The organism is Sodalis sp. (in: enterobacteria) (assembly GCF_036327475.1).
Classification (GTDB): Bacteria; Pseudomonadota; Gammaproteobacteria; order Enterobacterales; family Enterobacteriaceae.
Genome location: NZ_CP132913.1, coordinates 139,796 through 165,687, shown reverse-complemented (window position 1 = coordinate 165,687; position 25,892 = coordinate 139,796). Strand labels below are relative to the sequence as shown.

Sequence of the window (25,892 nt, the reverse complement as noted above, 5' to 3'; positions counted from 1 at the left end):
AAATAAATAAGTTGCAACAAACGATAGACCTCTTTCATCTTAATTTGACGCTTACCGACCACTTTATTGCGCTTTAGCGTTAATAGTCTAGAGATCGCTTATGCCAACCAGTATTGACCACCATCGTGAATGTATGTGGCATTACTATAATGATTTGAAGCTACTCGTCGAAATCACAGCGGCCATCATAGAACCATGGCGAATATTTTTATTCTGGCGCCTCTCTCAGTACAGCTACAACCGGTACCGATACCCCGTTGTGCAGAAGGTGACCAGGTGCGATCCACCGGCGGAGGGCGAAATTAGCAAAGGGGTTGATCCTTGGCAAAGGATCGGGGCTCTGGCTGGTGAGTACGCTGACGTTGGAGCAGCCCTGGGATGGCGCACCTCTCACATCTGGCAACGACGACACCGCCAGAATTGAAGCGCGCAGGCGATGAAGATGTCGTCACGATCTTACCGCAGCTGGGTGATAGCACGCCAGGAACATCGTCCGCCCCGTTCTTCTTTGGCGGCAGGCAGGCTCCTGCTGTCCTGAGTTCCGATTCCGCAGCCATAACGCTGCTCATTGGTATGAGGTCCACCCGACTTGAGGCACAAACGCGGGCCATTTATACTCTACTGCTACAGCATCGCCGGCTTGATCCGCAGGACGAAGCGGTGCTATCGCTTCACCGGATGAAACTGGTGGTGAAATTCGTCCGCCGGCCGGCGCATTTAGCTGGTACAAGAACTGCTGCGGCCCGCGGGCCTATATGGCGCTAACCCCGGGGAGTGGCTCAGCCACGACACTCAACATCAGCTGTTTAACAGCTGATGTTTAACAGCTCGTTAACGGGCGTCCTTTCAAATTTTCGAGGCGTTGCTGGCGGACACATTAGCCGACGCCGGGCGGAGGCCTGGTGCCGCATACCGCCATAGTTGGGCAAATGTGTCACTAGCTGCATCAATTGCTACACAAACACGACGTCCAGGGCGGTATGTTAAACTACCCAGCGCGTCAATATTTGCTGGAAGAGGTGGCCGATGAACTAGCCTTACGACGCCGTCAAAGCGCCCTACCCGTGTATGCCTATGCGGGGCTGAGGCTGGCGAAGATGGCGCGTGCTGATGAGGCACAGCACAGCACGCCTCATGCCCTCTCAGTGGATGAAGACGTCGTCTCGGATTCGCGCTAGTGCTGCTGGAGAAAAACGCACTGCCGCGCCGGAATATCTGGAAATTTTTCAGCTCCCTGCCCTGCTGCGCTATGTCACTTTCCCGATGCCGCTTACCCGGAAGAGGAGCTACGTATGCGCACCGTAACACTTTATCCTCGATGTGGATACCGAGTGCAGCCAACCCGTACGTCAATTTAGCATGGCACTGGACGCCAGGCATAGCCGCCGTCAGCTATCGTAAGACGCTATTGTTCACCGCTGTCTCGCTGATCCACACCGACGCGGCGGCGGCATTACAGACCGATACGGAAGTCAATACCCAGTCCCCTATCACTGTTCCTGCCTGCCGCTGAAAGAACCGAATTTACCCGATATCGACGGGTGTTTTGAAGAACAAAATGTTGAACTAGCCTGCCATTATACTACTGCTGATCTCTTGATCTTGAGCCATACCTTTCCAGATAAACGAGGTGAAGAGGAATTTTATTGCACAGGTCACCTTCGCGCGGGTAGAGTGCTCACCGGTTGCCACGCTTTCCGCTTTTGAGCTAAGCAGCCTACGCATAGCAGGCAATCAGTCGTAGATTTAGTACTAGAACTCCTACCTGGTGTGGAACTATTGCTTACGCGTCATCAGATAAGAAGGGGCGAATTTATGCCCTGAAGCTTCAGGAGGGCGGGTATCTCTTAAGCCGCGAGGACCGCTAGTCGCTATCACAATCTGTTTCCCGCGCCGTACTGCTATCATTACAAACGTTATGATTTAAAAATGCACAAGCAGCAAGAAGGCTAAGCAGTCTGGCGCACCGCTAAAAGCACTGGCGATGACCTTGGCTACTCACCACCAGACGCATCCAGCATCCATCTGTATCAACAAGGCTATAATGTTACCTTTCGCAAACAGGCGCTGGACTTCCTGCGGTCGCTGGTTTCCTTCAACGACTGTATCAGCCTCCTGAGCCGCGGCGAGACGGCCAATGCGCTGTTGCCATACGCCTTAGATGCGCTTTCGCTGGCGCTAGTTTTGTTGGCGAGACATTAGCGATCAGCCTGTATTTCGACTCTGCACTTGGACGTGGCGGCTTAACTTGCCATCCGTCGCGCGATGAAAGTCACGACCTGCGAACAACTGTCTGCGTTGACGCTTAAACAGAGTGGCGCGGTATTCGCGCGCGGCAATTAACGCCGCTGGCGTTTGCCGCGCTCGGCATCGCAACCTTGTGCAGCCCAGATCCCGGGTTTGAATGACCGGAATACATTGAACGGGTCGGCGCGACTTATGGGGGTCACGTGTCAATTGCAGCCGGCTCTACTTACGCTTTGCAATGTGATTAGCCATGTTGACGCGCGGCCATCGGCAGCATCTACCGCATCTGGCGTCTGCGCGGGCTAGGCCAATAGCAGCGACAACGAAAGGCTAACTCCGTTGGTGATGGCGGTAATGCGCCACGACACCGAAGCGGTTCGACTCCTGCTGGCGGTACGACGGATTGGTTGAACCAGCTGGACCATGGACCTAGCGCCCTGCTGTGGGCCGCAAGTGACGATTATCCTGCGATCTTACAAACGCTGCTCTAGGCTAAGGGCATCCAAATCAATCTCTCCGACACCAACTTATGCACGCCTATTAATAATTTCACTAACCAGCAGAGCACGATGGTGCTGATGATAGTCGCTGAAAACGGCGAAGCTAATATCGTACGCGCTATCACCTTCGCGCCCGGCCGCAACGCCAATGCGCAGCGGCATGTGGCAACACGCAATAATCATCGCCGCTGCGTGAAACTGCTGTTCAATACTTTCGGAATTGACTATAACCAGCATAACCGAAAGGTATTTTGCCATGACGCTGGCGCTGTCCAGTAAGAAGCGCGACCTTACCCTCCACTTGTTGAAATTGCCCAACATCAACGTCAATGAACCGTTCTGATTGGATTAGGCGAAACTGCGTTGATGCAGGCGATCGAAAGAGATACCACCCTTACGTCGTCAATATGGTCCGCGCGCCTGGCGTTAACGTCAACCGCCGAGACAGGAGCAGCAACGCGATGACAGTACAGATATTGCTGAATCATAATGATATTAATATAAACCGCGTGGATCAGTTGAGCTTTACGCCGATAATGCGTGCGGCGCAGGGCAACCCTCACGCCGCGATAGAACTGTTAATCCATCCCGTCATCGCGATAAACTTGCGCAATATCAGTGGAATGAGCGCTTTGTCGTTAGTAGTGGAAAGGGGTCATACCAAGGCGGTACAACAATGCTGTATCCGCGTATTGCGGCACTGTTCGAGTGATATGCTGCTGACGCGGCGGCGTCCTTCTGTTAAGCCCGCCGCTGAGGTGTTGTGGGGGCAATGCCCGCCCTCGGCGCAGAGCCCGCACACGCTACAATCTGTTAGTGCACGGTGACGTCTCCGTATGGCCGGAAACGAAGGTTTACCACAGCATCATACAGCGCGCCATTATACCTTCGCTGCTTTCGGCCTGCATTGCTAACGCCGAGCCATAATTATTTTCTGTTGTCTAATCTGGGAGAATAAACCCGCCCGTTGTCACGAGTGAGTCTATTGCGCACAGCGCTCACTGCACCCTAACTGACTATTCACGTTGGTACACCTTGATCAAGGAATAATAATAAATCTTCGTGATATTGCACGCTTATTTCACGCACGATTCATTTCGCGCCATCGTGATTATTTTTGCCGAAGAAGTCGTTGACCGCCATCAGAAAAAGTTAATTCATTAGAAAACCGGGATAGAGCGCCGTGATGTTCATGCTCCTGAGATATTTCATCATGCAATAACAGGGGATGTAATAGGAGGAATTATGTCGAATAAATTACCTCCTATCGTCGCCATATTGGGGCGCATTATCTGCGCCCACTGCTCCCGTCCCACTGTGCCGCCAAACCTCTCACCCCCAATACTTTGGTGTAGGGATTCGCGCCATCGCGCCCGATGCCGATCGCATTCGTTGGACTGTTGCTACTGAACCAACGCAACCCCTTCCCGGCATTTAGTCCTCGGATCGCTCTTCACCAGAGCGCCAAAATGGTCTCATCGCTCAGCGTTAGCCAGGCAGACAGCCTGCGCAAGCTCGAGATCGCCCTATCCTTATCCCACTCCACCCGGCCTGCGTAAGGACTAGCTCAAGCCTTCCATTTCGTGTATGAAACAACTGCCGAACTGCCGAAATGCACCCCTTAAGGAAACGCGGCTGTTTTCTGGTCACCCGCCGCTCGTTGGAGCCTCGCGCTATCGTGCCAGATACATCGGCACACGGCATCCCCACCTGCTCCACTTCCCTCCCTCCTTACCCTGTCGAAAGCTGCCGAACAAGTAGAGTATCCCCTGCGTTAACGCCTGGCTGCGCAATAACTCGACGATCGACGCGCCGGATGCTCATCATCTCACCGCGCTGTGGTTAGCCACGGATTTCAACGGTGCCGACACGATAGCTACCTTGCCGAAAAGATATTGACGTCACTTGCGTCGATATGTATGGCATATTGTCGCTGATGTACGCTGCCAGACACGATAAAGTGGGCAGGCGCATTGCTGCTTAGGGACGCCCACGCCGACGTTAAGCGCCAAGACCGGAACGGGATGATTATGTTAATGATAGCAATAAGCAAGAAAAATCAGTAGCTGCATCGTAATATCCTAGCTCATCCGGCGATAGACGCCGCGTTACGCAACGCTCAGGGCGATATCGTGCTGTATCTGGCGGTGCAGCAGCCAATTATTCTGCGTGATTGGTCCGCTGGCGCAAAATGGCGCGGCGGTTAACACGGTGAACCTGGCGGGAGACAACCCTCCATACATCGCAGCCAGCAATGGTAGGACGGCGATGGTCGGCGCTATCGTGAAATGCACTAGCCAGCCGCCGGATTCCCTCCCTCCTACGCCCGCCGCGCGTTTTTTCGCGTGACTGTTGTTCGGCCGCCATCAAGCAGCCGTGAAGCTAGGCCTGCTACAATAACATAATCAAACATAATCATTTTGCCGTCGCAGATGCGTCTATCACTCACTATCGGCAACGTTTGCGGGAAAGGCATTTCGATAACCTCATCCTCAACTCCGCCGCCGGCGCTGCGGCGCGAAGTATTGTCATGTTCGACAGGAAAGAAATGCACCAGCTCGGTCACGCCGCCTTGGGGCATATAGGCCGAAAACAGTTTTCCACTTCGTCCACAACAAAGCCGGTCTTCTCCATCGCTTCGCGCCTGATACTCTCCTCTGGAGAGTTATCGCCCAACAGGCCTGCACAGGTTTAAATCAACATACCGTTGGCATTACCATTGATATGCGTCAGCATGCGGAACTGGCTGATTAATACCACGCTGTTTCCCGCGGTGATAAAGAAATATTATTGCACTGTTACCGCGATCGTACACTTCTCGTATCTGATGCTGGCTGCTGCTGCCGTCTTTTTCATCAGATCGTAGATAATTTCGCGTAGAACAAACCAAGTTTTAATGCGTTTAATCTTAAAAGACATAACCTTTTCGATGGTGCTTTCAGGAGAATAGCTAGCGTAAACAATCATAACCTAATCCAGCCCCGTGACGTCAGGCTAGTCCAAGGGATCAGTTTTTGCAATATCCACTTGACCCGATAAGCCATTGCCTTGAGGTTATGACTGGATATTGTTATTTATCACTCCATTTTGCTGGGTGCTGGCAATTATTTGCCTGACTGGAGTGATGGCTATCATATTGCTGCCGATTGAGCAATATCCTCGGCCGATGCCACTAACGATCCGTATTTCGTCCAATTATACAGGCGCCTCCATACACATGCTGGAAATACCGTTACCCATATCATCGGTCTCGATAATCTGTTGTATATATCCTCGAAAGTACCAATACTGGTCGCGCCACCACACTGACCTTTGGCGGGCACCGATCCCAATGAAGCCATGCAGCAGGTACAAATCAGCTGCAGGCCGAACAGCGCCACTTGCCACAGGCGCGCTACAAAGCCATGGCGTGACAGGCAAGCAAAACCGGCGACGCCAATTTGATGATGGAGGCTTTCATCTCGACCGATGGCCAGCAGTATCGATGCCTACTGGCTCAACCCCGATCAAACCCCCAACGTCACTATGCCCAAGCGCAGCTTGAAACGCAGGTTCAATTCCGCGCCCATTATACTGCCTGTCAATCAGAACTGTTCGTATATCACCCTGAGCGATATCGCGACGGTGGAACTAGGACCAATCTGGTGGTGAAAAAGAAAATCGCGGAGCTGGAGTTGTTCTGCGGTCTGGAGGCGAAAACCTCCTATGGTGATGTGCCTGTTTTGCGGAACTTGCTCGCCACGCTTATCTCTACTATCGCCGTCTTTGTGGTGCTGTTGGGCACCTTTTGCAGTGCTTTATTTGTTTAATTTTAGCATTAATACCCCACTATATTCGCCATTGTGCTGGCTATCGGTCTTTAGGTGGACGATGCGGTTGTCGTGGTGTAGGACGTCGAACGGGTGAGACATACAAATCCACGGGCCAGATCTAAGACGTATTGGTAGGCATTGCAATGATGCTTTCGGCAGTGTTTGTGCCGATGGTGTTTTTCGACGGCATCACCGGCGCCATTTATCACCAATTTTCCGTGACTATCGTGGCGGCGCGATGGCGATGCCGGGTATCGGTGGCGATGATCCTGATGCCAGCCTTGTGCGCCATGTGCTGAGCCCCAACCAGCCGCTCAGCACATGGCCGACGCGACTTTTCGGCTTGTTCAACTGCTGTTTCAACCAAGTGCCTTGCGCTGTAAACGCAGCGTAGCCGGCGCAATACAAGCGTGCTAATCCGCTGGCTGCTGCTTCAACACTGCTGATTGGCGCCATAGCATGGATGTTTATCTATTTGCCACCTCGCACCTCGTTTCCCCGATGAAGGATCGAGACGTCTTTATGGCGCAGGGGTAATTGCCAGTTGTCTCCACCCAACAACAGACATTAAAGTGGTTGAGAAGATCGAGAACTATTTCATGACCCATGAAAAGGATAGCAAGATGGCCGCCGGTCCCGACGACGACAAGAACTTGGCGCGTCAGTTCATCAGGCTGAAAACTTTGAGGACCCTCGCGATCGCTGGCCGCTCATCCTTATCGAACACGAAACTAGAGCCTTTAATAATAGCGGCATCGGCCATGACGTACTGGCGGCAGCCCAGGACCAACTTTAACAGCCGACCTGTCCAGTCGTAATCCTGTCAACTGGCCGCGGCATCTGTGTGGGGCAACCTTCCCACGAAGCCCACTGCACAAGCGTTCCACAACGCTGGATCCCGCGCTCTTTTTCCCTCATCATGGAACCTTTGTTACTCTGGTCGGTCGTTACTGAGAGCCGTCAGGCGCCCTTTTCCCGCTTAAGGTAGCTTTAGATATGTCCAACGATTTACAGTACCCCATCGCCATGCTGTATGGCATCAAAAATCGCAATACGGTAAAAAGCCCGCTGCTGGCTCAACGAACGGCAGATGCCCTACCGCTTTCACGATTACCACGCCGATGGCCTTGACGCCATCCTTTTGCAGCGCTTCATTCGGCCGCCTGGGTTAGCAAGCGTTGCTTAACATCCGCGACACCACCTGGCGTACACTCATCGGCTAACAGCGTGCGGAGGCTGGTAACGCGCGCGGTGCGCCAGCGCTAATGCTCAGTCAATCGACCATCATCGAGCGCCCCTGCTGAAGCGGATGGCCGTCTGCTGTTGGGGTTCTCTTCGCAAGATTATTAGCAGGTTACCGCCAGCGAAGTCTAACATGTCTTGTCCCGTATTGGAGCTCGCACAGCAATTAATCAAACGCCCCTCCTTAAGCCCTGACGATGCCGGCTGCCAGGCAATCATAGCGGCGCGCCTGCGGGCGCTGGGTTTCACCATTGAACCGATGCTGTTCGGCGACACCCTTAACATCTGGGCCTGGCGCGGCAAAGGCCACACCCTGGCCTTTGCCGGCCATACCGATGTGGTACCGACAGGCGAGACACAATATTGGGATCATCCGCCGTTCGAGCCGACGTTACGTGACGACCTGCTCTACGGCCGCGGCGCGGCGGACATGAAAGGGTCGCTAGCCGCCATGGTGGTCGCCGCCGAACGGTTTGTCGCTCAATATCCTCATCATCAGGGCCGGCTGGCGTTTCTAATCACTTCAGATGAGGAAGCCGACGCGCGCAACGGCACAGTCAAGGTGGTGGAAGCGTTGATGGCCCGTCAGGAGCGGCTGGACTATTGCCTGGTGGGCGAGCCGTCCAGCAGCTGTCAGGTCGGTGATACCATCAAAAACGGCCGCCGCGGCTCGCTCACCGCGAATATGGTGGTGCAGGGCGTGCAGGGACATGTCGCCTATCCGCATCTGGCGGAGAATCCCGTGCATCGCGCCATGGACGCGCTGAAGAAACTGGTGACAACCCGCTGGGACGAGGGCAATGAATTCTTCCCGCCCACGACGATGCAAATCGCCAATATTCGTGCCGGGACCGGCAGCAGCAATGTCATTCCCGGCGAACTTCAGGTGCAATTCAATTTTCGTTTCGGTACCGAGCTTTCTGACACCACCCTTCGTCAGAGGGTAGAAGCATTAATGCAGCAACATGGGCTGCGCTATCGCATTGACTGGTCGCTATCCGGCCAGCCGTTCCTGACAGCGCGCGGCGAGCTGGTGGACGCGGCGGTGCGCGCGGTGGAGCACTATCAGAAGTTAACGCCGCGTCTGGAAACTACCGGTGGCACCTCCGATGGTCGGTTCATTGCACGCATGAGCGCGCAGGTGGTGGAGCTCGGCCCGGTTAACGCCACCATCCATAAGGCCAATGAGCATGTAAGCACCGCCGATTTACAGCTGTTAAGCCGAATATACCAGCGCATCATAGAACAATTGGTCCTATGATGGACACTCTGATGGTGACAGGCCTCACCGATCGGCATTTTATCCCGCTTGCTGCGACGGCTTTGCACGATTGCAGCAAACGGTGACATAAGCGAGGTTCTCCTTGCGCCCCGGCCAGCCAGTTTTCGTGACTTTGATCGCCAATTGCGTATCTGGAATGGCAAATTTCACAGTCAGTGGCCATTGTTGGATTACTTTAGCCGATCGCGGAGGCGCCGACACCACTACGGTACCGATCTGGATATCTTTTATCCCGATTTACTGCGCCCAGACGCACAATTGCAGCTTACGCTCGATGAGTATTTGCCCGGCGGCTGTTTTGCGCCCGCTTGTTTGGCTAGTATCTGGGCGGATACGGCTTCTACGGCTTCTACCGCCCCTATGCGTGCGATCGCGTCGATGTGGCGATGGAGCTATGGCACACAGCTACTGGCTACTGGCGGACCGCGCCATGCTGCTGAAGGCCTGGTAAGGCCAGGACGTGGCGGGTAGTAGATGGCTGGCGCCACGGCTGGACGATATCTTCCAGCGCTACATTGATAATATCGATAAGGAGTAAGTCTATGAGATCGGTAGCGAATTGTTGGCGGTGGTGTTATTAGTTCTGGCAGGCATGTTAATAGGTGGCGTAAAAGCACTGCGTCGGCTGGATGCGACCAACCACCTGAAAATCGTCCCGAGTTGCCCGCACTGGGACAACAACGCACAATGAGACGAGGAAGACGACTTGGAAAAAGAAATAACTTTTATTTATTGCGCCGACTTTTGGCTAAAAATCGCCAATGTCGCGTTAAGCGCACGCTGTCGCCAGCATTACCGCAGCACTTTTCCTGCTGAATCCCAAATGCATCGCCAGCGCCTCATCCGATAGCAACTGCGTTAGCTACAGGCGCAGCGTCGGCAGTGGCGGCGCGGCGGCCTCGTTTACCGGCTGTCAGCGCGCCTTTCCCCATCTCGGCAGCGGGCCAACAGCGCATCGAAGGCAAGGGGCGTCTGCCTCGCGTAACGCCGCAGAGCGTCCACGTCAGCTTTGGCGAGAGCAGGTTATACAGCAGGCATCGGCTAGTTTATGAACGAACATCCCAGCCAGCGCCGATTTGCCGCGTCCGCGCTACGCAATTAATGCTGGGCTCTGCCTGAACCGGTGTAGTAGCCGGCGCTGATCGGCAGTGGCCGGTCGCGGACGGGCGCCTGCCACGGCCGGTTGGAAGCGGCGTGAGCTGCGGCGCGCAGTTCTGGCACAGCAGCGCCACCTACCGAGTCCGCTAACAGCGAAGCGCGAAAATAGTGGGTAAAAGACGGGTGGAAATCGGCTGCGACTGTTCACTCCAACGCAGTGAATCGCCGACGGGCACGCGAGGCCAGATCGACCATGGCGGCACCAGCAGCAGCCAACTGCCGGCCACCAATGTACCGGCCAGCACCGCCAGCGCATCCACCGACAGTGCCTGGCGGGCGTCGAATACCACACAAAAACTCGCGACCGAGCAGGGTCTTCAGTGCCGTCGGGCAGCAGCCGACACTGCGTTCACTTTGCTCACCACCAACAGCCAATCACCTGCTGGGACATCGCAGAGCGCCGCCGCCTGCTGAGAGCACCAGCCGGACTCGCCGCTTATGACCAGCAAACGCCGCACGCCAGCACGCTGCGACGCCGTTACCTCAGGTTTTGCCCACAAGCAAAGACAGCAGCCCCGCAGCTATCAGTGGCCCAACAGGCACGCCGCAAAACAGCGCGACCCCGAGCACTGTGCCCACTAACAACCCGGCGACCACGGAGGGCTGGCTGGACATCAATGAGACGCCGCGACCGCCCAGCCAGGACACTACCACACCGATCATGATCGCCAGCAGCGATTTCCAGTGCAGAAAGGAGTGCAGTACGGTAGACGCGGACAGCGTGCCGCTAGCGACGGGCACCAGTACGCCAATAGTGAGAATAATAATACCGATGGTCAATCCCTGCTTTCCACCCATGAGAAATACTGTTCCATCGGCGTAAGGCGAATAATTAATAACACCAGGATCGCCACCGTCACGGTGCTATTGTGGCTAATAATACCGATCGCCGCCAGACCAAGCAGGATCAGCAGCGTCGGATCGGAAAAATTCATACGCTGTCCCTGAGCAAGTAAGTTAGCGATTGGCGAAGGTATCACACTGCTTGATATCACCGCTGTCGAATCCGCGTTTAAACCAACTATAACGCTGCTGGGAGGTGCCATGGGTAAAACTGTCCTGCATGACCCTCCTTGTCCGTGCTGCTGCAAATGGTCGTCGCCGATAGCCTGTTCGGTATTCAGCGCCTCCTGGGGATCTTGTTCATCTAGAATCTATCACTGCTGCATGCTATGGCCCCATACGCCGGCGAAATAGTCCGCCTGCGCCCCAGCTTTACCGACAGCTGATTCACGGTTTGGCCAGCGCGCCATGTTGAAGTTGCCGTACCTGACTTTCTATGACGAGCATTTTGGACGCGTTGCCCTACTGCGTGAGCAACAACATCACCCTGGGCGAAATTACCGCCGGCGCCGAGCTTATTTTATATCCTCATAAAACGATAAGTCGATATACACCATACGTCCGTCGGACAATAAAACAACCCCATTACCGACTGGCCGGCATTGTAGCCGGTACGCGTCGCGCCGTAGTACATCACAAGCTTCGGCGGTTGATAGACTTGCACATCTGCTGGAAAATCTGCTGCCAGATATCTTCGGTATAGCCACAGTGAACTTAACTGGTCGCCGGTAAGCGCGGTGTGAGATCCGACGCCATAATAGCCCGCCACCACAACCAGCAGTATGGTATGCTGCCTTTACCACAAATCGGTAGCCTGAGCCCGCTACCGAGACCGGATACTGCGACAGTCTTGCCAACGCATCGTAATCCCAATTTATTGAGGACGGTAGGTATATAACAACGGACAAGTGGCAGGCTGCCGCTGCGCCAAGTAAACGATTGCGCGGTTAGTTCTAGGCTTCGATGACTTTTGCGTGTTTTTGCCGTCCATGGGCACTCATCCCTCAGCACAATTTCGCCGTTGAATGAGCCGAATTCCAGCTTGAAGTCCACCGGAACGAGCATGGCATTATCAAAAATTTTGCACAGCACATCGTTGCCCTGATAGGTCAATTGCTTTAATGCACGTCAAGTGGTGTTCACTGACCTAGCCGAAGGTGGTGCAATAGGAGCTGTTTATCATCGAATCGTGCATTGTGTTGTTTTTCAAAAACAGATCGAACACCACCGGATTAGCCCTTCTTCCACCCCAATGGCTTCATCAGCGAACCGGCGGCGCGGTTGCGCACTACGCACTCCAGTGGCACCACCGGCACTTTTCACCAGCACTTCATTGTCGGAAAGCAGGTGCATGATCTAGGCTGAGATGCCGGCCTCGGCCAATTTGGTCATGATGAAATAATTGTTATTGTTGATCATGCCCTTGTGCTCGAATTGCTTGATAAGCTGACCTTCCAGCGCTGACGTATCGTTACGTAAAGTCAGGATCAGAAAATCCGGATCCTCAGTGGTATAGATCGTTTTCGCTTTGCCGAAATACAACTCAGCTAACTTTTGCATCTTTGCATACTCCAGTGACAAACAGTGGCAAATAACGCTATAATACAGGTAAGGATTGATGAACTGTAGCGTGCAGTTTATAGTCGCCATTGCGTAAATCCGGATCTTTGGCGCCTAGATCCGTTCCAGATGCCGCTGCCATGGGTATCATAAATCACTGAGATGATACCGAGTGGGCGGCTGCTGTCCTGCCGATACGTAGAACGCCGCCGGCAGATGGGTCCACACGATATTGTACGGGAGCGCACCACCGGCAGTGGCAGCCCGCTTTTGTCAGCGCCGCTTTTCACGATCAGACGGCGGTCTCACCCCTATGAGAGACGGTTGGCGCGCTCGTCGTTAAGCTGTTGAAGCCCGTTCACGACGCCGTTGGGCATCTCACGGTATAGCACTGCATCAGCGCGGGGTTAGTCACCAGCTTGTCCTACTGCCGCAGACCAAGAGAGCTTACCTGCAGCCAAGAGAGCTTACCTGCAGCCAAGAGAGGTTACCTGCAGCGAAGTCCGATAGTCCTGCGTCGCCAAGCTTTCTGGTACAGCCGTTGTGCCGTTCGTCTTCGTCCGCCTCTAGAGGATCCAATCGATATTCAACCTCTGCTGCGCGTCCTGACGTGGGGCGATGAGATCGCCCTTGCTTTTTCCAACTGGAGAACAGAGTTATTGCCGGAATATTGCGAGCAAGAACCGTTCAGCAACGTCAGTGGCTGTGCGGTGGGTAGATGTCCAGCCCTTTGCCCACGGCGCCGTTTCGCGTGATGGCGGGAATCTCATAGTCGCCGTTCTGCAGAGGCAAAATCATGTTGGAAGGACTGAACAGTGCGTGCAACGGCGGTGTTTTTAGGTATTCTTCATTGCCGTTTACCTGACGTTTATAGCGCTTATCGCCGGTACAGGCCGCGAGCAGTACAATAAGCGTGACGCCTACCCCTTTCGTTACCCACGACTTTTGCATCGAATAAGCCATTAAATCTCCCTAAGAATTACAGCAAACCCGCATCCGTTAACGCCTGCCTCATCACACAGCTGCCCGCCTTGGTCAAGGGCGTCATCGGCAGACGCAGGGTATCAGTCGCTATTAATCCCAATGCCTTACAAGCCCATTTAACCGGTATGGGGCTGGGTTCAAAGAATAATTTCTGATGCAGCGGCATCAGGCACTGATTCAGACGGCGAGCAGCGGCGTAATTGCCGTCGGCTGCCAGCGTGCAAATCTGCGCCATTTCCTTCGCAGCTATGTTCGCCGTCACAGAAATCACCCCATTGCCGCCGAGTTGCATGAAGTCCAATGCGCTGGCGTCGTCGCCGCTTAGCAAAAGGAAATCGGCATTGACCAGCTCTTGGATCTGGCTAACGCGGCTTAAATTCCCAGTCGCTTCCTTAATACCGATAATATTTTTGATTTCCGCCAGTCGGGCGACGGTCGGTGGCAGCATATCGCAGCCGGTGCGCACCGGCACATTGTACAGGATCTGCGGCAAATCGCTGCTTTCGGCAATAGCTCTAAAGTGTTGGAACAACCCTTCCTGATTCGGACGGTTGTAGTATGGCGTAACACTAAGGCATCCCGCGATGCCGCTGTCGTTGAAGCGGCGAGTCAACGACAGCGCCTCGGAGGTAGAGTTGGCACCTGTGCCCGCGATAACGGGCACGCGCCCGTCGCTAAGCTCAAGGGTCCACATCACCACATCGCCACGCTCTTCATGCGTTAGGGTAGACGTTTCGCCGGTCGTTCCCACGGCCACGATGGCTGCTGTGCCGCTGGCGACGTGATAATCGATTATTTTTTTTAGACTGACCCGGTCGATGGCGCCTTTTTCGTCCATCGGAGTAACCAGTGCAACTATGCTTCCCGTAAACATTAACCATCCCCTCACCAACAGATTATTAATAGTACTTTGAAATCACAGTAAATCACAACCCGCCGGACAGGAAGCGCCATTTGCCGCCGTTACAGCAACATTATCTGATTATCACCACTCTTGGGCACAGACCGGCCTGGCATTGTTCTATTACCCACCATGTCATCCGCTGCGGCTGTAATATTGAAGATAGCCAACTCGCCATACTGGGCGAAGAATTTATCTTTACTATGCTACTTTCCGGCAAATTGAATCTACTCTGCCGCTGAAAGGGGCCGAGCTGGATTTATTGATTACCATGAAGCGTACCAACGCCCAGGAGAAACCGGCGACGCCGAAGACGGTGTGGGTCACGGTGGAAATGGGTGACTTTCCTCACATCATTGAGCGCTATACCGATTTGTTTAATAGCCATCAGATGACATTGGCGGAGCTGGCGTCGAAAGCGCAATCGGTGAGCCCGCAATCACCGCCTCGGCTGATACTCTCGATGATCGCACACGGTCGGTCTGGGGTCAGGTTGTGCTGATTGAACAGGGGTTTCATCAACTCTGTACAGAACTGCATGCGCAGGGCAGTATTAGAGTTATCAATCATCCACAGCATCAGGAAAGAGACGGAGTATTGTAATGACCCCACTGAAAGCCGGTGATACAGCACCACAATTTAGCCTACCCGATCAGGACGGTGAACTCATCAACCTTACTGACTTCCAGGGGCAAAGAGTATTGGTCTACTTTTATCCCAAAGCGATGACGCCAGGCTGTACCGTACAAGCGTGCAGGTTGCGCGATAACATGGACGACCTGAAAAGGGCCGGAGTGGAAGTCCTTGGCATTAGTACCGACAAACCTGAGAAACTATCCCGCTTCGCCGAAAAAGAGCTGCTGAATTTCACTTTGCTCTCCGATGAAGAGCATCAGGTCGCCGGCCAGTTCGGCGTCTGGGGCGAGAAGAGCTTTATGGGCAAAACCTATGATGGTATTCACCGCATCAGTTTCCTGGTGGGTGTCGATGGCACCATCGAAAAAGTGTTCGATGATTTCAAAACCAGCAATCACCATGATATCGTGTTGGCCTATTTGAAAAGCGTCTGATATGCAATCTGCAGTGTAGGATGACGGCCGGCCGCCGTCGGAAACATGGGTTAACTCTGGTTACTCGGTTGAAAAAGCCTTATCGCGCTGTTGCTGACCGCGTTCGTCGGCACACTCCAGACGCAGACCAATGAAATCCAGGACAATCTGCTGGATATGGGTACCGCTATCGGCAACACCCTGGGCAAAAATGGGGGACTGCTTCGTGCACCTACTGTGCCTCAGCGCCACGATTATCAACGATCCGCTATTAGATCATACATCATTAGCTGCGCAGTACGGGCAGGCGTTTTGTTCTATCCAAAAATATGACGACGCCAAACATACGCTGCAACCCTTGTTAACCTGGCAACCGTCCAACATCTGGCTGGCAGATTTGATGACTGATATCGATCTGGCGCTAAAACAGATGGGATAGGCCACCAACCGACTTGAGGCGCTGGGTGGCAATGGGCGCGATGCCAAGCCGGTGTTGCTGCTCAACCTCGCCAACTCCTATGTCGAATGGTATCGCTACAGCGATGTTATACGGTTCCCCAATCGCTACACCTTTCTCACCCTGACAACACCAATGGCTGGGGTCTTCTGACACAGGCATGCGCCTGATAGGGCCTAGGGGATCAGGAGCTGACAGCGCACGCCGAACGGCTGGGTTAACGGGGCAGTTGGATCAAACGGTGCGGACATGTAAGCGAGGCCAGTAGCCGGGTTAAATTTAGCAGCTTACAGCAGGCGCATTATGACGCACGTATCGATCAGATTGGGCAGTTGCAGCTACGCTTCGCGCAGTATGAGAAAGGCGCGCGCCCCTAAACCGCGCGCCACTGCGGAACACTTGCATGGCGTACCATACTGACGACCAGAATAGGCGGTGTTCAGGGTTAAAGCACATCAAAGCCTCAGAGATTCAAAATGGCCTTGACGAACGGAATGGTCAGTTTGCGCTGCGCACAGATGGACGCATGATCCAACTGATCTAGCGTCGCCGACAGCGTTCGCATATCTCTTTCCAATCGTTTTAACAAAAGCGGCTGACATCTTCCGGCAACTTAAATCCACGCAGGTTCGCCCGCAGTTGCAGGACCGCGCCCTTCTCTTCATCAGATAGCGACTGCAAACGATAAATCTGCCACCAGTCCAAACGAGAGGCCAGGTCAGGTAGGTTAAGATTTAATTGACGTGGCGGGCAATTGCCGCTAATGATGAGTCGGGTGCGCCCGGTTTCCTGAATGCGATTATAGAGATTGAAAATTGTTATTTCCCACGATGGATCGCCGACGATACACTCGATATTATCGATGGTCATCAGCGCTAATTGCTTCATTCCTTCCAGCACTTCAGGAACGAACCAGGTGCGTTTATCCAGCGGCGCATAGCCTACCGCCTGAGTGCGCGCCGACAGCGCCGCGCAGGCGGCGCGCAATAAATGGCTGCGGCTGCTCCCCTTGCATGACCAAAAGAGGTAACTGCTGTGTTCATGGGACAGCATTTCCTGTAGCGCCGCCAGCAGTGCGCCATTTTCGCCAGGATAAAAGCTGGCGAAGGTTTCCATCGGGTAGATAGAGCGGTCAAAGAAAGCTGCGTCGGCGTATTCAGATGTACCTCTTGCGTTCTGGTAAAGAACTTTGCCAGTTTACCATAACTTTACCGCACCGCGAGGACGGCGCGGCCGTCAGTATGGCGTTCCTTCATCGGGTTCGAGGATTTTCTCTTCGCCGAGCAGCGGCGTAATAACGCGAAATATCAGGCTAAGCGCGATACCAACCACCGTTGCTAGGCGCCATACCTTTCCACTCGACGGCGCCCAGATGGATTTTGGCGCCGCTGACGTCGATAACCAGGATAACCGAGATCAGAAGCAGGTTTTGCACTTTGTTATAATTGACCTTCAATTCGATTAGCACCCGAGCGCCAGAGGCGGCGATGACGCCGTACAATAGCAACGACACTCCGCCCATCACCGGTAGCGGCACCGTCTGGACGCCGCCCTGCCAATGACCCAGATGCTGTAAACGCGGGCTATCGCCATGACACCGATATTTTCACCGTAAGTGGTGTTCGGCGTCGACCCAAAAAGCCCGAAAGCAGGGTTGACGCGCCGTTGGCGAACAGCGAGTGGCACAGGCCAGGATTGCGCAATAAGTCGCGCTCACAATATTGACGGCTATCACTAAGTGCCCCACATGTTCAGCTATCATCACCAGCGCCGCCGGCAGGGTAGTCAGAATAGCTATCCATTCAAAGCGCGAGTGGTAAAATGTCGGCAGCGCGAACTAGGGGCGGCGGCCGAAAATCCACGATACCTAGCGCGGAATGATGGCCAAAACCTGCAATACAAACCCCCAGCACCGTAACGCCGAGGGTGGCCAGGGATATGGCCACGGCGGTAGCGTCCATCGACGCCAGGCAACAGACTTGCCATATTGGCCGCGACACCAGCTAGCTCCAGGCCGATGACCGCCACTATTGCCCAAATCGCGGCAGGGGGAATGATGTCGATCCAACCGCTTCCCGCCTTCTTGACGACAAATAGCGCGCTACTCATGGCCGAGCGGCGACAACAGCAGTACAGGCGAAATAAAGGCGAAGCTGGAGCCGAGATATGCGGGGATTTTAGCCTTGCAGATAACAGGTACAACAAGGTGCCGATACCATTAAACAGCAGGGCGGTGCAAATAAAATTGGCACCAGCACCGTGGTGCCAAACATGGCGAACAGGTGCTGCAAACTCAGTGGGATGGTTTTCATCAGCGGCGGGCATTCCGACACTCTGATGGCGCGACGGGTAATGGCGACTTTCCTCAAATTCAGTGTCAAATCAAAATTATTTTGTACCAAATATTTTATCGCCTGCGTCACCCAGGCCCGGCATAATATAGCCTTTTTCGTTGAGTCCCTTATCAATAGCAGCAGAGTAAAGCTCCACGTCAGGGTGTGCCTTTCCCAGCGCCGCAATGCCCTCTGGCGCCGCCACCAGCACCAACACTTTGATACAACGGCAGCCGGCCTTCTTCAAGAGATTGATGGTGGCGATCATCGAGCCGCCAGTCGCCAGCATCGGATCCACTACTAGCGCCATGCGTTCGTCGATACTTGATACCAGCTTATGAAAATAAGGTACGGGCATTAGCGTCGTTTCGTCACGGTAGACGCCGACTACGCTGATGCGCGCGCTGGGGAGATTTTCTAGTACACCATCCATCATGCCGAGGCCGGCGCGGAGGATAGGTACGACGGTGATTTTCTTTCCTTTGATTTGGTCAATTTCAACCGGTCCGCACCAGCCTTCGATGGTAACCGTTTCGGTTTCCATATCGGCGGTGGCGACATAGGTCAATAGGCTCCCCACCTCTGACGCCAATTCGCGAAAGCGCTTGGTACTGATATTGTGAGCGCGCATCAATCCCAGCTTGTGTTTGACCAGCGGGTGTTTAATCTCAACGACCTTCATGTTATCTCCCCCTAGGGCCACTGAACGGCCAAAAAATCGCGAGATTATAACCCCTTTTCGAGCCGCACCATACGTATTTGCCTGATTGGGATCAAGCCTATGGGACCATAGTCAACAAAATGCCGACGCGAATGCAACAGCTCTCGCGATTGCCCACGCTGTTAGAATTGGCTGCGCCCATTTCAAGCAACAGGTTATCTCCGTGGAGATCTTGCAGTAACCGATAAAACCTCTCTCTCGGTTACAAAGGCGCAGATGTTGTGGTAGACCGTATTAAAGGTGTTGTAAACAGACCAAGCGCCCAGAAGAAGTAGTGGCGGGCTGACCGGCTTCATAGTGCGCTGTGCGCGCTGCCACGGAAATGCCGCGAGCTGATTCTGCAAACTGCGTCTGGTCATGGAGTTAAAACGCCACGATACCATCGGCATCGATTTAGGGGCAATGTGCGTTAACGACCTGGTGATTCGTGCGCCATTGTTTTCGATTATCATGCCACCAGCAAGCTGGACGTCGATACCGCGGCCGTGAAATGCCGGGCATGTATCACAGTGAGGATTATGACGTCGCCGGCTTTTCGCGGCGTCGTGGAAAACTGGGCACTGACCTCAAGCGGCCCACATTCCAACGGTTACTCACTGGTGCATAGGATTTTGCCCTTCAGCCAGATCGACCAGAACAGACGCGGACAGAGGGCGAATCGCTGGCGAATCACCTGCTGACGCCGATGCGCATTCACGTTAAAGCGCTGCTTCCCTTATTGAGCAGACCGAGGTACATGCGATCCGCGTATTTAATCGGCGGCGGCTTTCTGGGAGAATATCCCATGCGTTCTGCCGGCCTGGGCCCAGGCGGTGATCGATGAAAACAGCTGGCAACGGCCGGCGGTGCGATACATTGTCGAGGACAAGTTGTGCCATAGCGTACCCGCAGATGTTCGGTTTCCAGCGCCACCGGCTGCGTATTCTGTTCTGGTGTGGCGACCGCACCGTGAAAGAGTAAAGGGAGGACTCGGGACATCACAGCCTGTTCCCTATCGTAATGTTAACGCACGATACTTTTCACACAGCCGGGGCGTAAGCCCATTGCGGCCAGATTCAACAACACGACGATGACAATTAACAGCAACGCGGTGGCGAAGCCATCGGTTGCACTGCATCGCCATCTTGGCTTTGAAACGCCAATCGTGCATTTGGTAGAAAATGCAATGTCCAGTCCAGAGGAAGCTTCAGTGCCGATTTGATGACGCCTACCAACATCAGCAGCGTGGTTTCCTCTGCCGCGTACGCCACTGTCAGAATCAGCCCAGTCATCATCGCCGACGCCGCGCCGAGCGACAGCGTCTCGTGCGCAGGGAGGAAGGGATGCTCTCCAGTCCTTCCTCGGTAGCGATAATCACCGCCAGCAGGGTCAGCAGCGCCAGCGTTAGCACGGACCATAGTAATCCGGAGTGCCGAAGGTCGGTGACGGCAAGGTGTCGGCATAAAAGAGTTTATCCCGCAAGTTCGTATGGATAAAAACCCCAGACCAAAATACCATAGACAATTGACGGCACGCCGGCCAAGTGGCTCGCCACGATACGGAGTCGGGTCAGCCAGTGTCGAGCCGTATATTCATGCAAGTAAATGGCCGCCACAACTCCAAGGGGCATGACGATCACCAACAGCAGTTATCACCAGCAGCAGTGTGCCGGCATTGCCGCAAAGACCCAGTCGCCCTCTCACACGGTGTCATGTAGGCTAACGAAACGACAGGTCTGCGTGGCCAGATGCCGCAGTTTTTGGCTCATCGCATTTGGATACCAAAGGCTTTATCGATATCGCTTAGCTAGATCACCCTGGTGCTATCCCTGCGCATCGGCTAGCACCGGTTGCACCGCCCCACTTCCGTTCGATAGCGCGGCCAGTTATTCGCTTAATGCCTCATAGGCCGTTTGCCGTTCATTTTGCGCCACTTACTGGGCACACCTTGCCGATGCAGTGGCAGCGATTGCCGCTGCGCCCGTCGCGCGCGCACCACATTTCGCTGCTGTTCCAGCACAGCAAACATCGAAGCGGCGGTCAACGGCTGCTTGCCTCCTCACGATACCCGCTAGATAGCCGCAAAGCCGCGCGCCGCTTCGGCGCTATACCACCAGCACATCGGCGTCGATACAGGCGGTCGTTGCACACCAATGCGCTCATCCAAAAGCATGACAGGTGGGCTGATTGGTTCAAAACGGACAGTAAAGTAGAACAGTAGAAGTAGAGGGCTGTGTCCGCAGCAGCTGCAGAGACTGGCCACTAAGTGGCGCGAGCAGCCCCCTAGAACACGCTATTGTCAACGCGCGGCAGCCGGCTAGGTGGCCATGGCAAGCACGAGCAGCGGCAACGACACCGGTAACAGCATAATGCTGCCGAGCACTCCCGGCCAAATGCGGCGCGAGCCACAGGTCGGTGATGACGCCGATGATCACGCTCGGCACTACGCCCCAATCTCCATTTATCCAGCGGCGCAGCCTGGCAGACATGAACTAAACGCTATACATGGCAGCGGCCAGCGCCATGAGTAGCAAACGGCCTGGCAAAAGCGACTTTCAGCGTTCCACCAACCGACGGCACCAGGCCGAATTTCTCGCGGCAAAATTGTCGCCGGCCGGCCTGGACTGCCGTACCCACGTCAGCGCTGAATAACTGGGATACTAGATTTTTTCGGTCAGAACCGGCACGCAATGAGCGCTCCCGCGGCGCCAGGTCGCCATCAGCGGAGTTTGGCGGTGCCGCGCCACCGTGGGTTGCCACCACGGTAAACCTATCGCTGCGCGCTGACAGTGTCGAACTTGCCGCGAGCATGCCTGTCTGGGGTCATGTCTGGTATCGTCGGGCGGTCGCGCGGATGCGCATCGCGCAGGCTAAACACGGTTAACATCCTTGCAGAGTCGGCATGGCAAAGCCTCCCAGACGCGCCGGCATCCAGAGTGACATTGTGGATGAAAATCGGCATCCGATGACACGACGCGATGCTGCGGCGCGGATGTGAGAAATCCTTTTTGGGCTCATAGACATCGATTAGCCAGCGACCAGAAGAGCGGTCAAAACAATGGAAAAGCTTATGTTGCCTGAAAATAAGATAACAATCCGTGGTTTGTGGGTTATGTTGGATTTTGTCGCACGAGAGACGATAATAGCTTAGCGCAGGATTTTCCCTTCCTGAACAGATCAATGGAGTGGAAATGGGTCAGAAAAAGCTCTATATAGAGAAAGAATTAAGCTGGTTGTCTTTCAACGAACGGGTGTTGCAGGAAGCTGCCGATAAAAGCAATCCGTTGATAGAACGCATGCGATTTCTAGGCATTTATTCCAATAATCTAGATGAGTTTTATAAAGTTCGTTTCGCGGAGCTGAAACGGCGTATTCTGATAAGTGAAGAACAGGGCACTCGAGGCGCCTCACGCCATTTGCTCAATTGCATCCAGGCAAAAGTGCTTAACGCAGAGCAGGAATTTGATAACCTTTACAATGATCTACTGCTGGAGATGGCACGTAACCAGATCTTCCTCATCAACGAACGCCAACTTTCCCCTCGCCAACAAGACTGGTTGCGGCAATACTTCAAACAACAGCTGTGCCAACATATAACGCCGATTCTTATCCAGCACGATACCAATTTAGTGCGGTTCCTGAAAGATGATTACACCTATTTGGCGGTAGAGATCATTCAAGGGAAAACGCTGCGTTACGCCCTGCTTGAAATCCCCTCCGATAAGGTGCCGCGCTTTATTAATTTGCCAGCTGAATCTCCTCATCGGCGTCGACCGATGATCCTATTGGATAATATTCTGCGCTATTGCCTGGATGATATTTTTACCGGCTTTTTCGATTACGACATACTTAACACCTATTCGATGAAAATGACGCGCGATGCCGAATACGATTTGGTTACCGAAATGGAATCGAGTCTACTGGAGCTGATGTCCTCCAGTCTGAAGCAGCGGCTGACCGCGGAGCCAGTCCGTTTTGTTTATCAGCGAGATATGCCCAACGCCATGGTGGAGCTGCTTAAGTCAAAACTTGGCATCTCCTCCTATGACTCGGTCATCCCAGGCGGCCGTTATCACAATTTTAAGGATTTTATCAGCTTCCCTAACGTTGGCAAAGCCAATCTTGTTAACCGGCCGCTGCCGCGCTTGCGCCATGTCTGGTTCGATAAATTCCGCAACGCGTTCGACGCCATTCGCCATCATGATATACTACTCTATTTCCCCTACCACACATTCAGCCATGTGCTGGAGCTGCTTCGTCAAGCGTCGTTTGATCCTAATGTGCTGTCGGTAAAAATCAATATTTACCGGGTCGCCAAGGACTCACATATTATCGACGCGATGATCCATGCCGCTCATAACGGTAAGAAAGTGACCGTGGTGGTAGAGCTACAGGCCCGTTTCGACGAAGAGGCGAATATCCATTGGGCCAAGCGGCTTACCGAAGCTGGGGTGCACGTCATTTTCTCTGCGCCTGGGCTGAAAATACATGCCAAGCTGTTTCTTATCTCCCGCCGCGAAGGCGACGATATCGTGCGCTACGCCCATATTGGCACCGGCAATTTCAATGAAAAAACCGCGCGCTTATATACCGACTACTCCTTGCTGACGTCTGATGCGCGCATCACTAACGAAGTGCGGCGCGTATTTAATTTCATCGAGAACCCCTATCGCCCGGTCAAATTCGACTATTTGATGGTGTCGCCGCAAAATTCGCGCCATATGCTGTATCAGATGATCGATCAAGAGATTGCGAATGCTCAAGCGGGCGAAACGGCGGAAATTACCCTCAAGGTCAATAATCTGGTCGATCGGGGGTTGATTGATCGTCTCTATACCGCTTCCGGCGTGGGAGTGAACATCCGCATTCTGGTGCGGGGGATGTGTTCGCTTATCCCGGATTTGCCGGATATCAGCAATAATATTCAGGTGACCAGTATCGTGGACCGTTTCCTGGAGCACGATCGGGTCTATGTGTTCGAGAACGGCGGTGATAAAAAGGTATTTCTCTCTTCCGCCGACTGGATGACTCGCAATATTGATCACCGCATTGAAGTGGGCGTGGCGCTGCTAGATCCGCGATTAAAACAGCAGGTTCTGGATATCTTAGCGCTTTTGTTCAGCGATACTGTTAAAGCCAGATATATCGATGCCGATCTGAACAACTATTATGTTCCTCGCGGCAACCGCCGCAAGGTGCGCGCACAAATAGCCATTTATCACTATATCAAGCAATTGGAAAACGCCGGAGAGCATAACTAATTTATGTCCTTAACAACGAAGAATTCGCCGCTGCCATCGATCTTAGCTCTAACAGTTTTCTATGGCGGTGGCGCGCGAGGTCAACGGCGCCATGCAGGTGATGGAACGTGCCCTGGCCTGCCTGGCTCTGTTCGCTGAACACCTGCAAAGCCTTTCGCCGCTGCGGGTGATGATCGTCGGCACCCATGCTTTGTGTGAGGCGGTCAATGCGAAGACCTTTCTTGATCTGGCGGCGGAGGCGATCCCCCACCCTATTTAGATCATTTCCGGTTATGATAGAGGCACGGCTGATTTTTTTGTGGGTGTCGAGCACACTCAGGCGGAAAATGGCCGTAAGCTATGGCCGTAAGCTGATGAGTGATATCGTCGGCGGCTTCATCGAATTGGTCATAGGCGAAAATTCGAGCCGCTACTGGCGGAAAGCCGCCACATGGACTGCATCAGCTTCGGCCGCTTGTTTTGCCTGGCGGTGAGATAGCGGCGCAAAACTCGAGACACTGGCCTGGCACACAATACGCTGATGGGTTAGCAGATAGCGCTCGGCGCTTCAGGCACCTTTAGGCGGCCTATGAAGTGTTAATCGAGATGAGCGCCAAAGACGGCTTGATCACCCCCGAGCGACTGGAAATGCTGTGTGAACAGGTGCTGCAGTTCAGGCATTGCTCTGCGCTCAGCATACTTGGGTTATCCGATGAACGTAAATCGGTTTTGTACGGGACTTGCCAGTCTATGTAGCGTCATGGATACCCTGGCGATTAAGGAACTCAAACTTTCTGACTGCGCCCTGTGCGAAGGTGTTTTGTATGAAATAGAAGGCCGGTTTCGTCATCGGCCCGGCGAGTGTGGAAAGCCACCAACGCGCTTTATCAGCAATGGAAAGTGCAAAAGCCGTTCGTGAACAGGCGCAGCTTGTGGCTCTGCTGAAATGGGCCGCACAACTGCACGAGGTGGTCTGGGTATCAACCACAGTAGTATGCAGCGCCATTCGGCTTATATTTTGCAGCAGAGCAACATGAACGGCTCATCCATCGCAAAGCGATCAAGATAGACGATTTTCACCGCTTCAATTTCTTCAAGAAAAAGCATTTTTGCCTTGTCTGCAGCTGCTGCACCTCGGCGTGTTGCTTAATAAAACCAGCGACAGGCCGCCTCACCGGTGACAGTGCGGCTTAGGCTTACTACCAAGGCTAATCACTGAACGCTCGTTTCCCAGCGGCCTTGCGCTCAAAACAATTTGGTGCAGTTGGATCTGGAACGCGAGCGAGCGTATTTGGCGGATACCCCGGGCTGGTGTTTGCGCGTTGAGGAAGCCGACGCCGTCGATGAATCGGTAACGCTGTCGTGAGCTTGGCGCTTAGGGGCAGCCTGGCTGGCGGTAGCGCTTTAGCTTTGCAGGTGTTGCCGCGCCCTTGCGGGCTAAGGATCCGCTCTACGCACCGGTCCGCGATGCCGTTCTCATGCTAGCCAAAGCTGCCTTCGGTGCACTAGCAAACGCTCTGGAATGCAAGCTGACCGAGGCCTTTTAGCACATCGCCCGCCGTTGCGCTCTGGCAGCGGCCGACCG

Annotated in this window: 18 protein-coding genes and 11 pseudogenes; 15 read left to right on the top strand and 14 right to left on the bottom strand. The window is 54.0% G+C overall.

Annotation, left to right across the window (positions count from 1 at the left end; genetic code table 11):
• The first annotated feature begins 950 nt into the window (after window positions 1-950).
• From GPOALKHO_RS00910 to GPOALKHO_RS00900, 3 genes are all read left to right on the top strand, one after another.
• Complete coding sequence (locus GPOALKHO_RS00910) at window positions 951-1,178, top strand: hypothetical protein (protein ID WP_406702559.1); 228 nt, start codon at window positions 951-953, stop codon at window positions 1,176-1,178.
• Window positions 1,179-2,816: 1,638 nt separating this feature from the next.
• Entirely contained in the window at window positions 2,817-3,026 is a 210-nt protein-coding gene (locus GPOALKHO_RS00905) for a hypothetical protein (RefSeq protein WP_406702558.1), read from the top strand.
• A 182-nt stretch (window positions 3,027-3,208) separates the two neighbouring features.
• Window positions 3,209-3,574, top strand: coding sequence for a hypothetical protein (locus tag GPOALKHO_RS00900; protein ID WP_406702556.1), 366 nt, complete (start codon window positions 3,209-3,211; stop codon window positions 3,572-3,574).
• Between the two features lie 1,493 nt (window positions 3,575-5,067).
• Here GPOALKHO_RS00900 and GPOALKHO_RS00895 read toward each other — a convergent pair.
• Window positions 5,068-5,666: pseudogene (locus GPOALKHO_RS00895) on the bottom strand (NUDIX domain-containing protein).
• 145 nt (window positions 5,667-5,811) lie between these two features.
• Between GPOALKHO_RS00895 and GPOALKHO_RS00890 the strand changes: the two are divergent.
• The 5 genes and pseudogenes from GPOALKHO_RS00890 to GPOALKHO_RS00870 form a co-directional block, all read left to right on the top strand.
• Window positions 5,812-6,220: pseudogene (locus tag GPOALKHO_RS00890) on the top strand (efflux RND transporter permease subunit); the annotation flags it as partial.
• A gap of 467 nt (window positions 6,221-6,687) precedes the next feature.
• Window positions 6,688-6,858 carry an efflux RND transporter permease subunit gene (locus GPOALKHO_RS00885; RefSeq protein WP_406702555.1) on the top strand — a complete coding sequence of 57 codons (171 nt, stop codon included), beginning with the start codon at window positions 6,688-6,690 and terminating at the stop codon, window positions 6,856-6,858.
• A gap of 697 nt (window positions 6,859-7,555) precedes the next feature.
• Window positions 7,556-7,909: pseudogene (locus GPOALKHO_RS00880) on the top strand (ArsC family reductase).
• 25 nt (window positions 7,910-7,934) lie between these two features.
• On the top strand, window positions 7,935-9,062 hold the full coding sequence (dapE, locus tag GPOALKHO_RS00875) for a succinyl-diaminopimelate desuccinylase (protein ID WP_406702553.1): 1,128 nt from the start codon (window positions 7,935-7,937) through the stop codon (window positions 9,060-9,062).
• Between the two features lie 589 nt (window positions 9,063-9,651).
• Window positions 9,652-9,774, top strand: coding sequence for a hypothetical protein (locus GPOALKHO_RS00870; RefSeq protein ID WP_406703303.1), 123 nt, complete (start codon window positions 9,652-9,654; stop codon window positions 9,772-9,774).
• Window positions 9,775-10,327: 553 nt separating this feature from the next.
• Here GPOALKHO_RS00870 and GPOALKHO_RS00865 read toward each other — a convergent pair.
• The 8 genes and pseudogenes from GPOALKHO_RS00865 to dapA form a co-directional block, all read right to left on the bottom strand.
• Window positions 10,328-10,531 carry a hypothetical protein gene (locus tag GPOALKHO_RS00865; protein ID WP_406702552.1) on the bottom strand — a complete coding sequence of 68 codons (204 nt, stop codon included), beginning with the start codon at window positions 10,529-10,531 and terminating at the stop codon, window positions 10,328-10,330.
• A gap of 27 nt (window positions 10,532-10,558) precedes the next feature.
• Entirely contained in the window at window positions 10,559-10,690 is a 132-nt protein-coding gene (locus tag GPOALKHO_RS00860) for a hypothetical protein (RefSeq protein WP_406702550.1), read from the bottom strand.
• Between the two features lie 34 nt (window positions 10,691-10,724).
• Window positions 10,725-11,176: pseudogene (locus GPOALKHO_RS00855) on the bottom strand (DUF441 domain-containing protein).
• Between the two features lie 22 nt (window positions 11,177-11,198).
• Window positions 11,199-11,306, bottom strand: coding sequence for a neutral zinc metallopeptidase (locus GPOALKHO_RS00850; RefSeq protein ID WP_406702549.1), 108 nt, complete (start codon window positions 11,304-11,306; stop codon window positions 11,199-11,201).
• An 82-nt stretch (window positions 11,307-11,388) separates the two neighbouring features.
• Window positions 11,389-11,718 (bottom strand): annotated as a pseudogene (locus tag GPOALKHO_RS00845) (neutral zinc metallopeptidase).
• A 362-nt stretch (window positions 11,719-12,080) separates the two neighbouring features.
• Window positions 12,081-12,644 (bottom strand): annotated as a pseudogene (locus tag GPOALKHO_RS00840) (phosphoribosylaminoimidazolesuccinocarboxamide synthase); the annotation flags it as partial.
• 696 nt (window positions 12,645-13,340) lie between these two features.
• Window positions 13,341-13,607, bottom strand: coding sequence for an outer membrane protein assembly factor BamC (bamC, locus tag GPOALKHO_RS00835; protein ID WP_406702548.1), 267 nt, complete (start codon window positions 13,605-13,607; stop codon window positions 13,341-13,343).
• A 16-nt stretch (window positions 13,608-13,623) separates the two neighbouring features.
• Window positions 13,624-14,502: a 4-hydroxy-tetrahydrodipicolinate synthase gene (dapA, locus tag GPOALKHO_RS00830; RefSeq protein WP_406702546.1), complete on the bottom strand. Its 879-nt coding sequence runs from the start codon at window positions 14,500-14,502 to the stop codon at window positions 13,624-13,626.
• Window positions 14,503-14,582: 80 nt separating this feature from the next.
• Here dapA and GPOALKHO_RS00825 point away from each other — a divergent pair.
• From GPOALKHO_RS00825 to GPOALKHO_RS00815, 3 genes and pseudogenes are all read left to right on the top strand, one after another.
• Window positions 14,583-15,132, top strand: a pseudogene (locus GPOALKHO_RS00825) (ACT domain-containing protein).
• On the top strand, window positions 15,132-15,599 hold the full coding sequence (bcp, locus tag GPOALKHO_RS00820) for a thioredoxin-dependent thiol peroxidase (RefSeq protein ID WP_406702544.1): 468 nt from the start codon (window positions 15,132-15,134) through the stop codon (window positions 15,597-15,599). Before GPOALKHO_RS00825 ends, bcp begins: the two are co-directional and overlap by 1 nt.
• A 130-nt stretch (window positions 15,600-15,729) precedes the next feature.
• Window positions 15,730-16,017 (top strand): hypothetical protein, encoded by a 288-nt coding sequence (locus tag GPOALKHO_RS00815; protein WP_406702543.1) that lies wholly within the window; start codon window positions 15,730-15,732, stop codon window positions 16,015-16,017.
• Window positions 16,018-16,498: 481 nt separating this feature from the next.
• Here GPOALKHO_RS00815 and hda read toward each other — a convergent pair.
• The 3 genes and pseudogenes from hda to upp all read right to left on the bottom strand — a co-directional run bounded on the left by hda (window position 16,499) and on the right by upp (window position 19,050).
• Window positions 16,499-17,195 (bottom strand): annotated as a pseudogene (gene hda, locus GPOALKHO_RS00810) (DnaA inactivator Hda).
• Between the two features lie 76 nt (window positions 17,196-17,271).
• A pseudogene (locus GPOALKHO_RS00805) lies at window positions 17,272-18,389 on the bottom strand (solute carrier family 23 protein).
• A 34-nt stretch (window positions 18,390-18,423) separates the two neighbouring features.
• The gene (gene upp / locus GPOALKHO_RS00800; protein ID WP_406702542.1) at window positions 18,424-19,050 is read right to left on the bottom strand and encodes a uracil phosphoribosyltransferase; all 627 of its coding nucleotides are present in this window, start codon (window positions 19,048-19,050) and stop codon (window positions 18,424-18,426) included.
• Window positions 19,051-19,221: 171 nt separating this feature from the next.
• Here upp and GPOALKHO_RS00795 point away from each other — a divergent pair.
• Window positions 19,222-19,937 (top strand): annotated as a pseudogene (locus GPOALKHO_RS00795) (phosphoribosylformylglycinamidine cyclo-ligase); the annotation flags it as partial.
• Window positions 19,938-20,165: 228 nt separating this feature from the next.
• On the opposite strand, the gene GPOALKHO_RS00790 reads toward GPOALKHO_RS00795, so the two are convergent.
• Entirely contained in the window at window positions 20,166-20,486 is a 321-nt protein-coding gene (locus tag GPOALKHO_RS00790) for a hypothetical protein (RefSeq protein ID WP_406702540.1), read from the bottom strand.
• 1,086 nt (window positions 20,487-21,572) lie between these two features.
• Between GPOALKHO_RS00790 and GPOALKHO_RS00785 the strand changes: the two genes are divergently transcribed.
• Entirely contained in the window at window positions 21,573-21,719 is a 147-nt protein-coding gene (locus tag GPOALKHO_RS00785) for a hypothetical protein (RefSeq protein WP_406702538.1), read from the top strand.
• A 118-nt stretch (window positions 21,720-21,837) separates the two neighbouring features.
• Here GPOALKHO_RS00785 and GPOALKHO_RS00780 read toward each other — a convergent pair whose 3' ends face one another.
• Window positions 21,838-22,029 carry a hypothetical protein gene (locus GPOALKHO_RS00780; protein ID WP_406702537.1) on the bottom strand — a complete coding sequence of 64 codons (192 nt, stop codon included), beginning with the start codon at window positions 22,027-22,029 and terminating at the stop codon, window positions 21,838-21,840.
• A gap of 229 nt (window positions 22,030-22,258) precedes the next feature.
• Between GPOALKHO_RS00780 and ppk1 the strand changes: the two genes are divergently transcribed.
• The gene (ppk1, locus tag GPOALKHO_RS00775) at window positions 22,259-24,328 is read left to right on the top strand and encodes a polyphosphate kinase 1 (RefSeq protein WP_406702535.1); all 2,070 of its coding nucleotides are present in this window, start codon (window positions 22,259-22,261) and stop codon (window positions 24,326-24,328) included.
• Window positions 24,328-25,673: pseudogene (locus GPOALKHO_RS00770) on the top strand (exopolyphosphatase). The gene ppk1 and the pseudogene GPOALKHO_RS00770 overlap by 1 nt, the downstream one beginning before the upstream one ends.
• Window positions 25,674-25,892 lie beyond the last annotated feature (219 nt).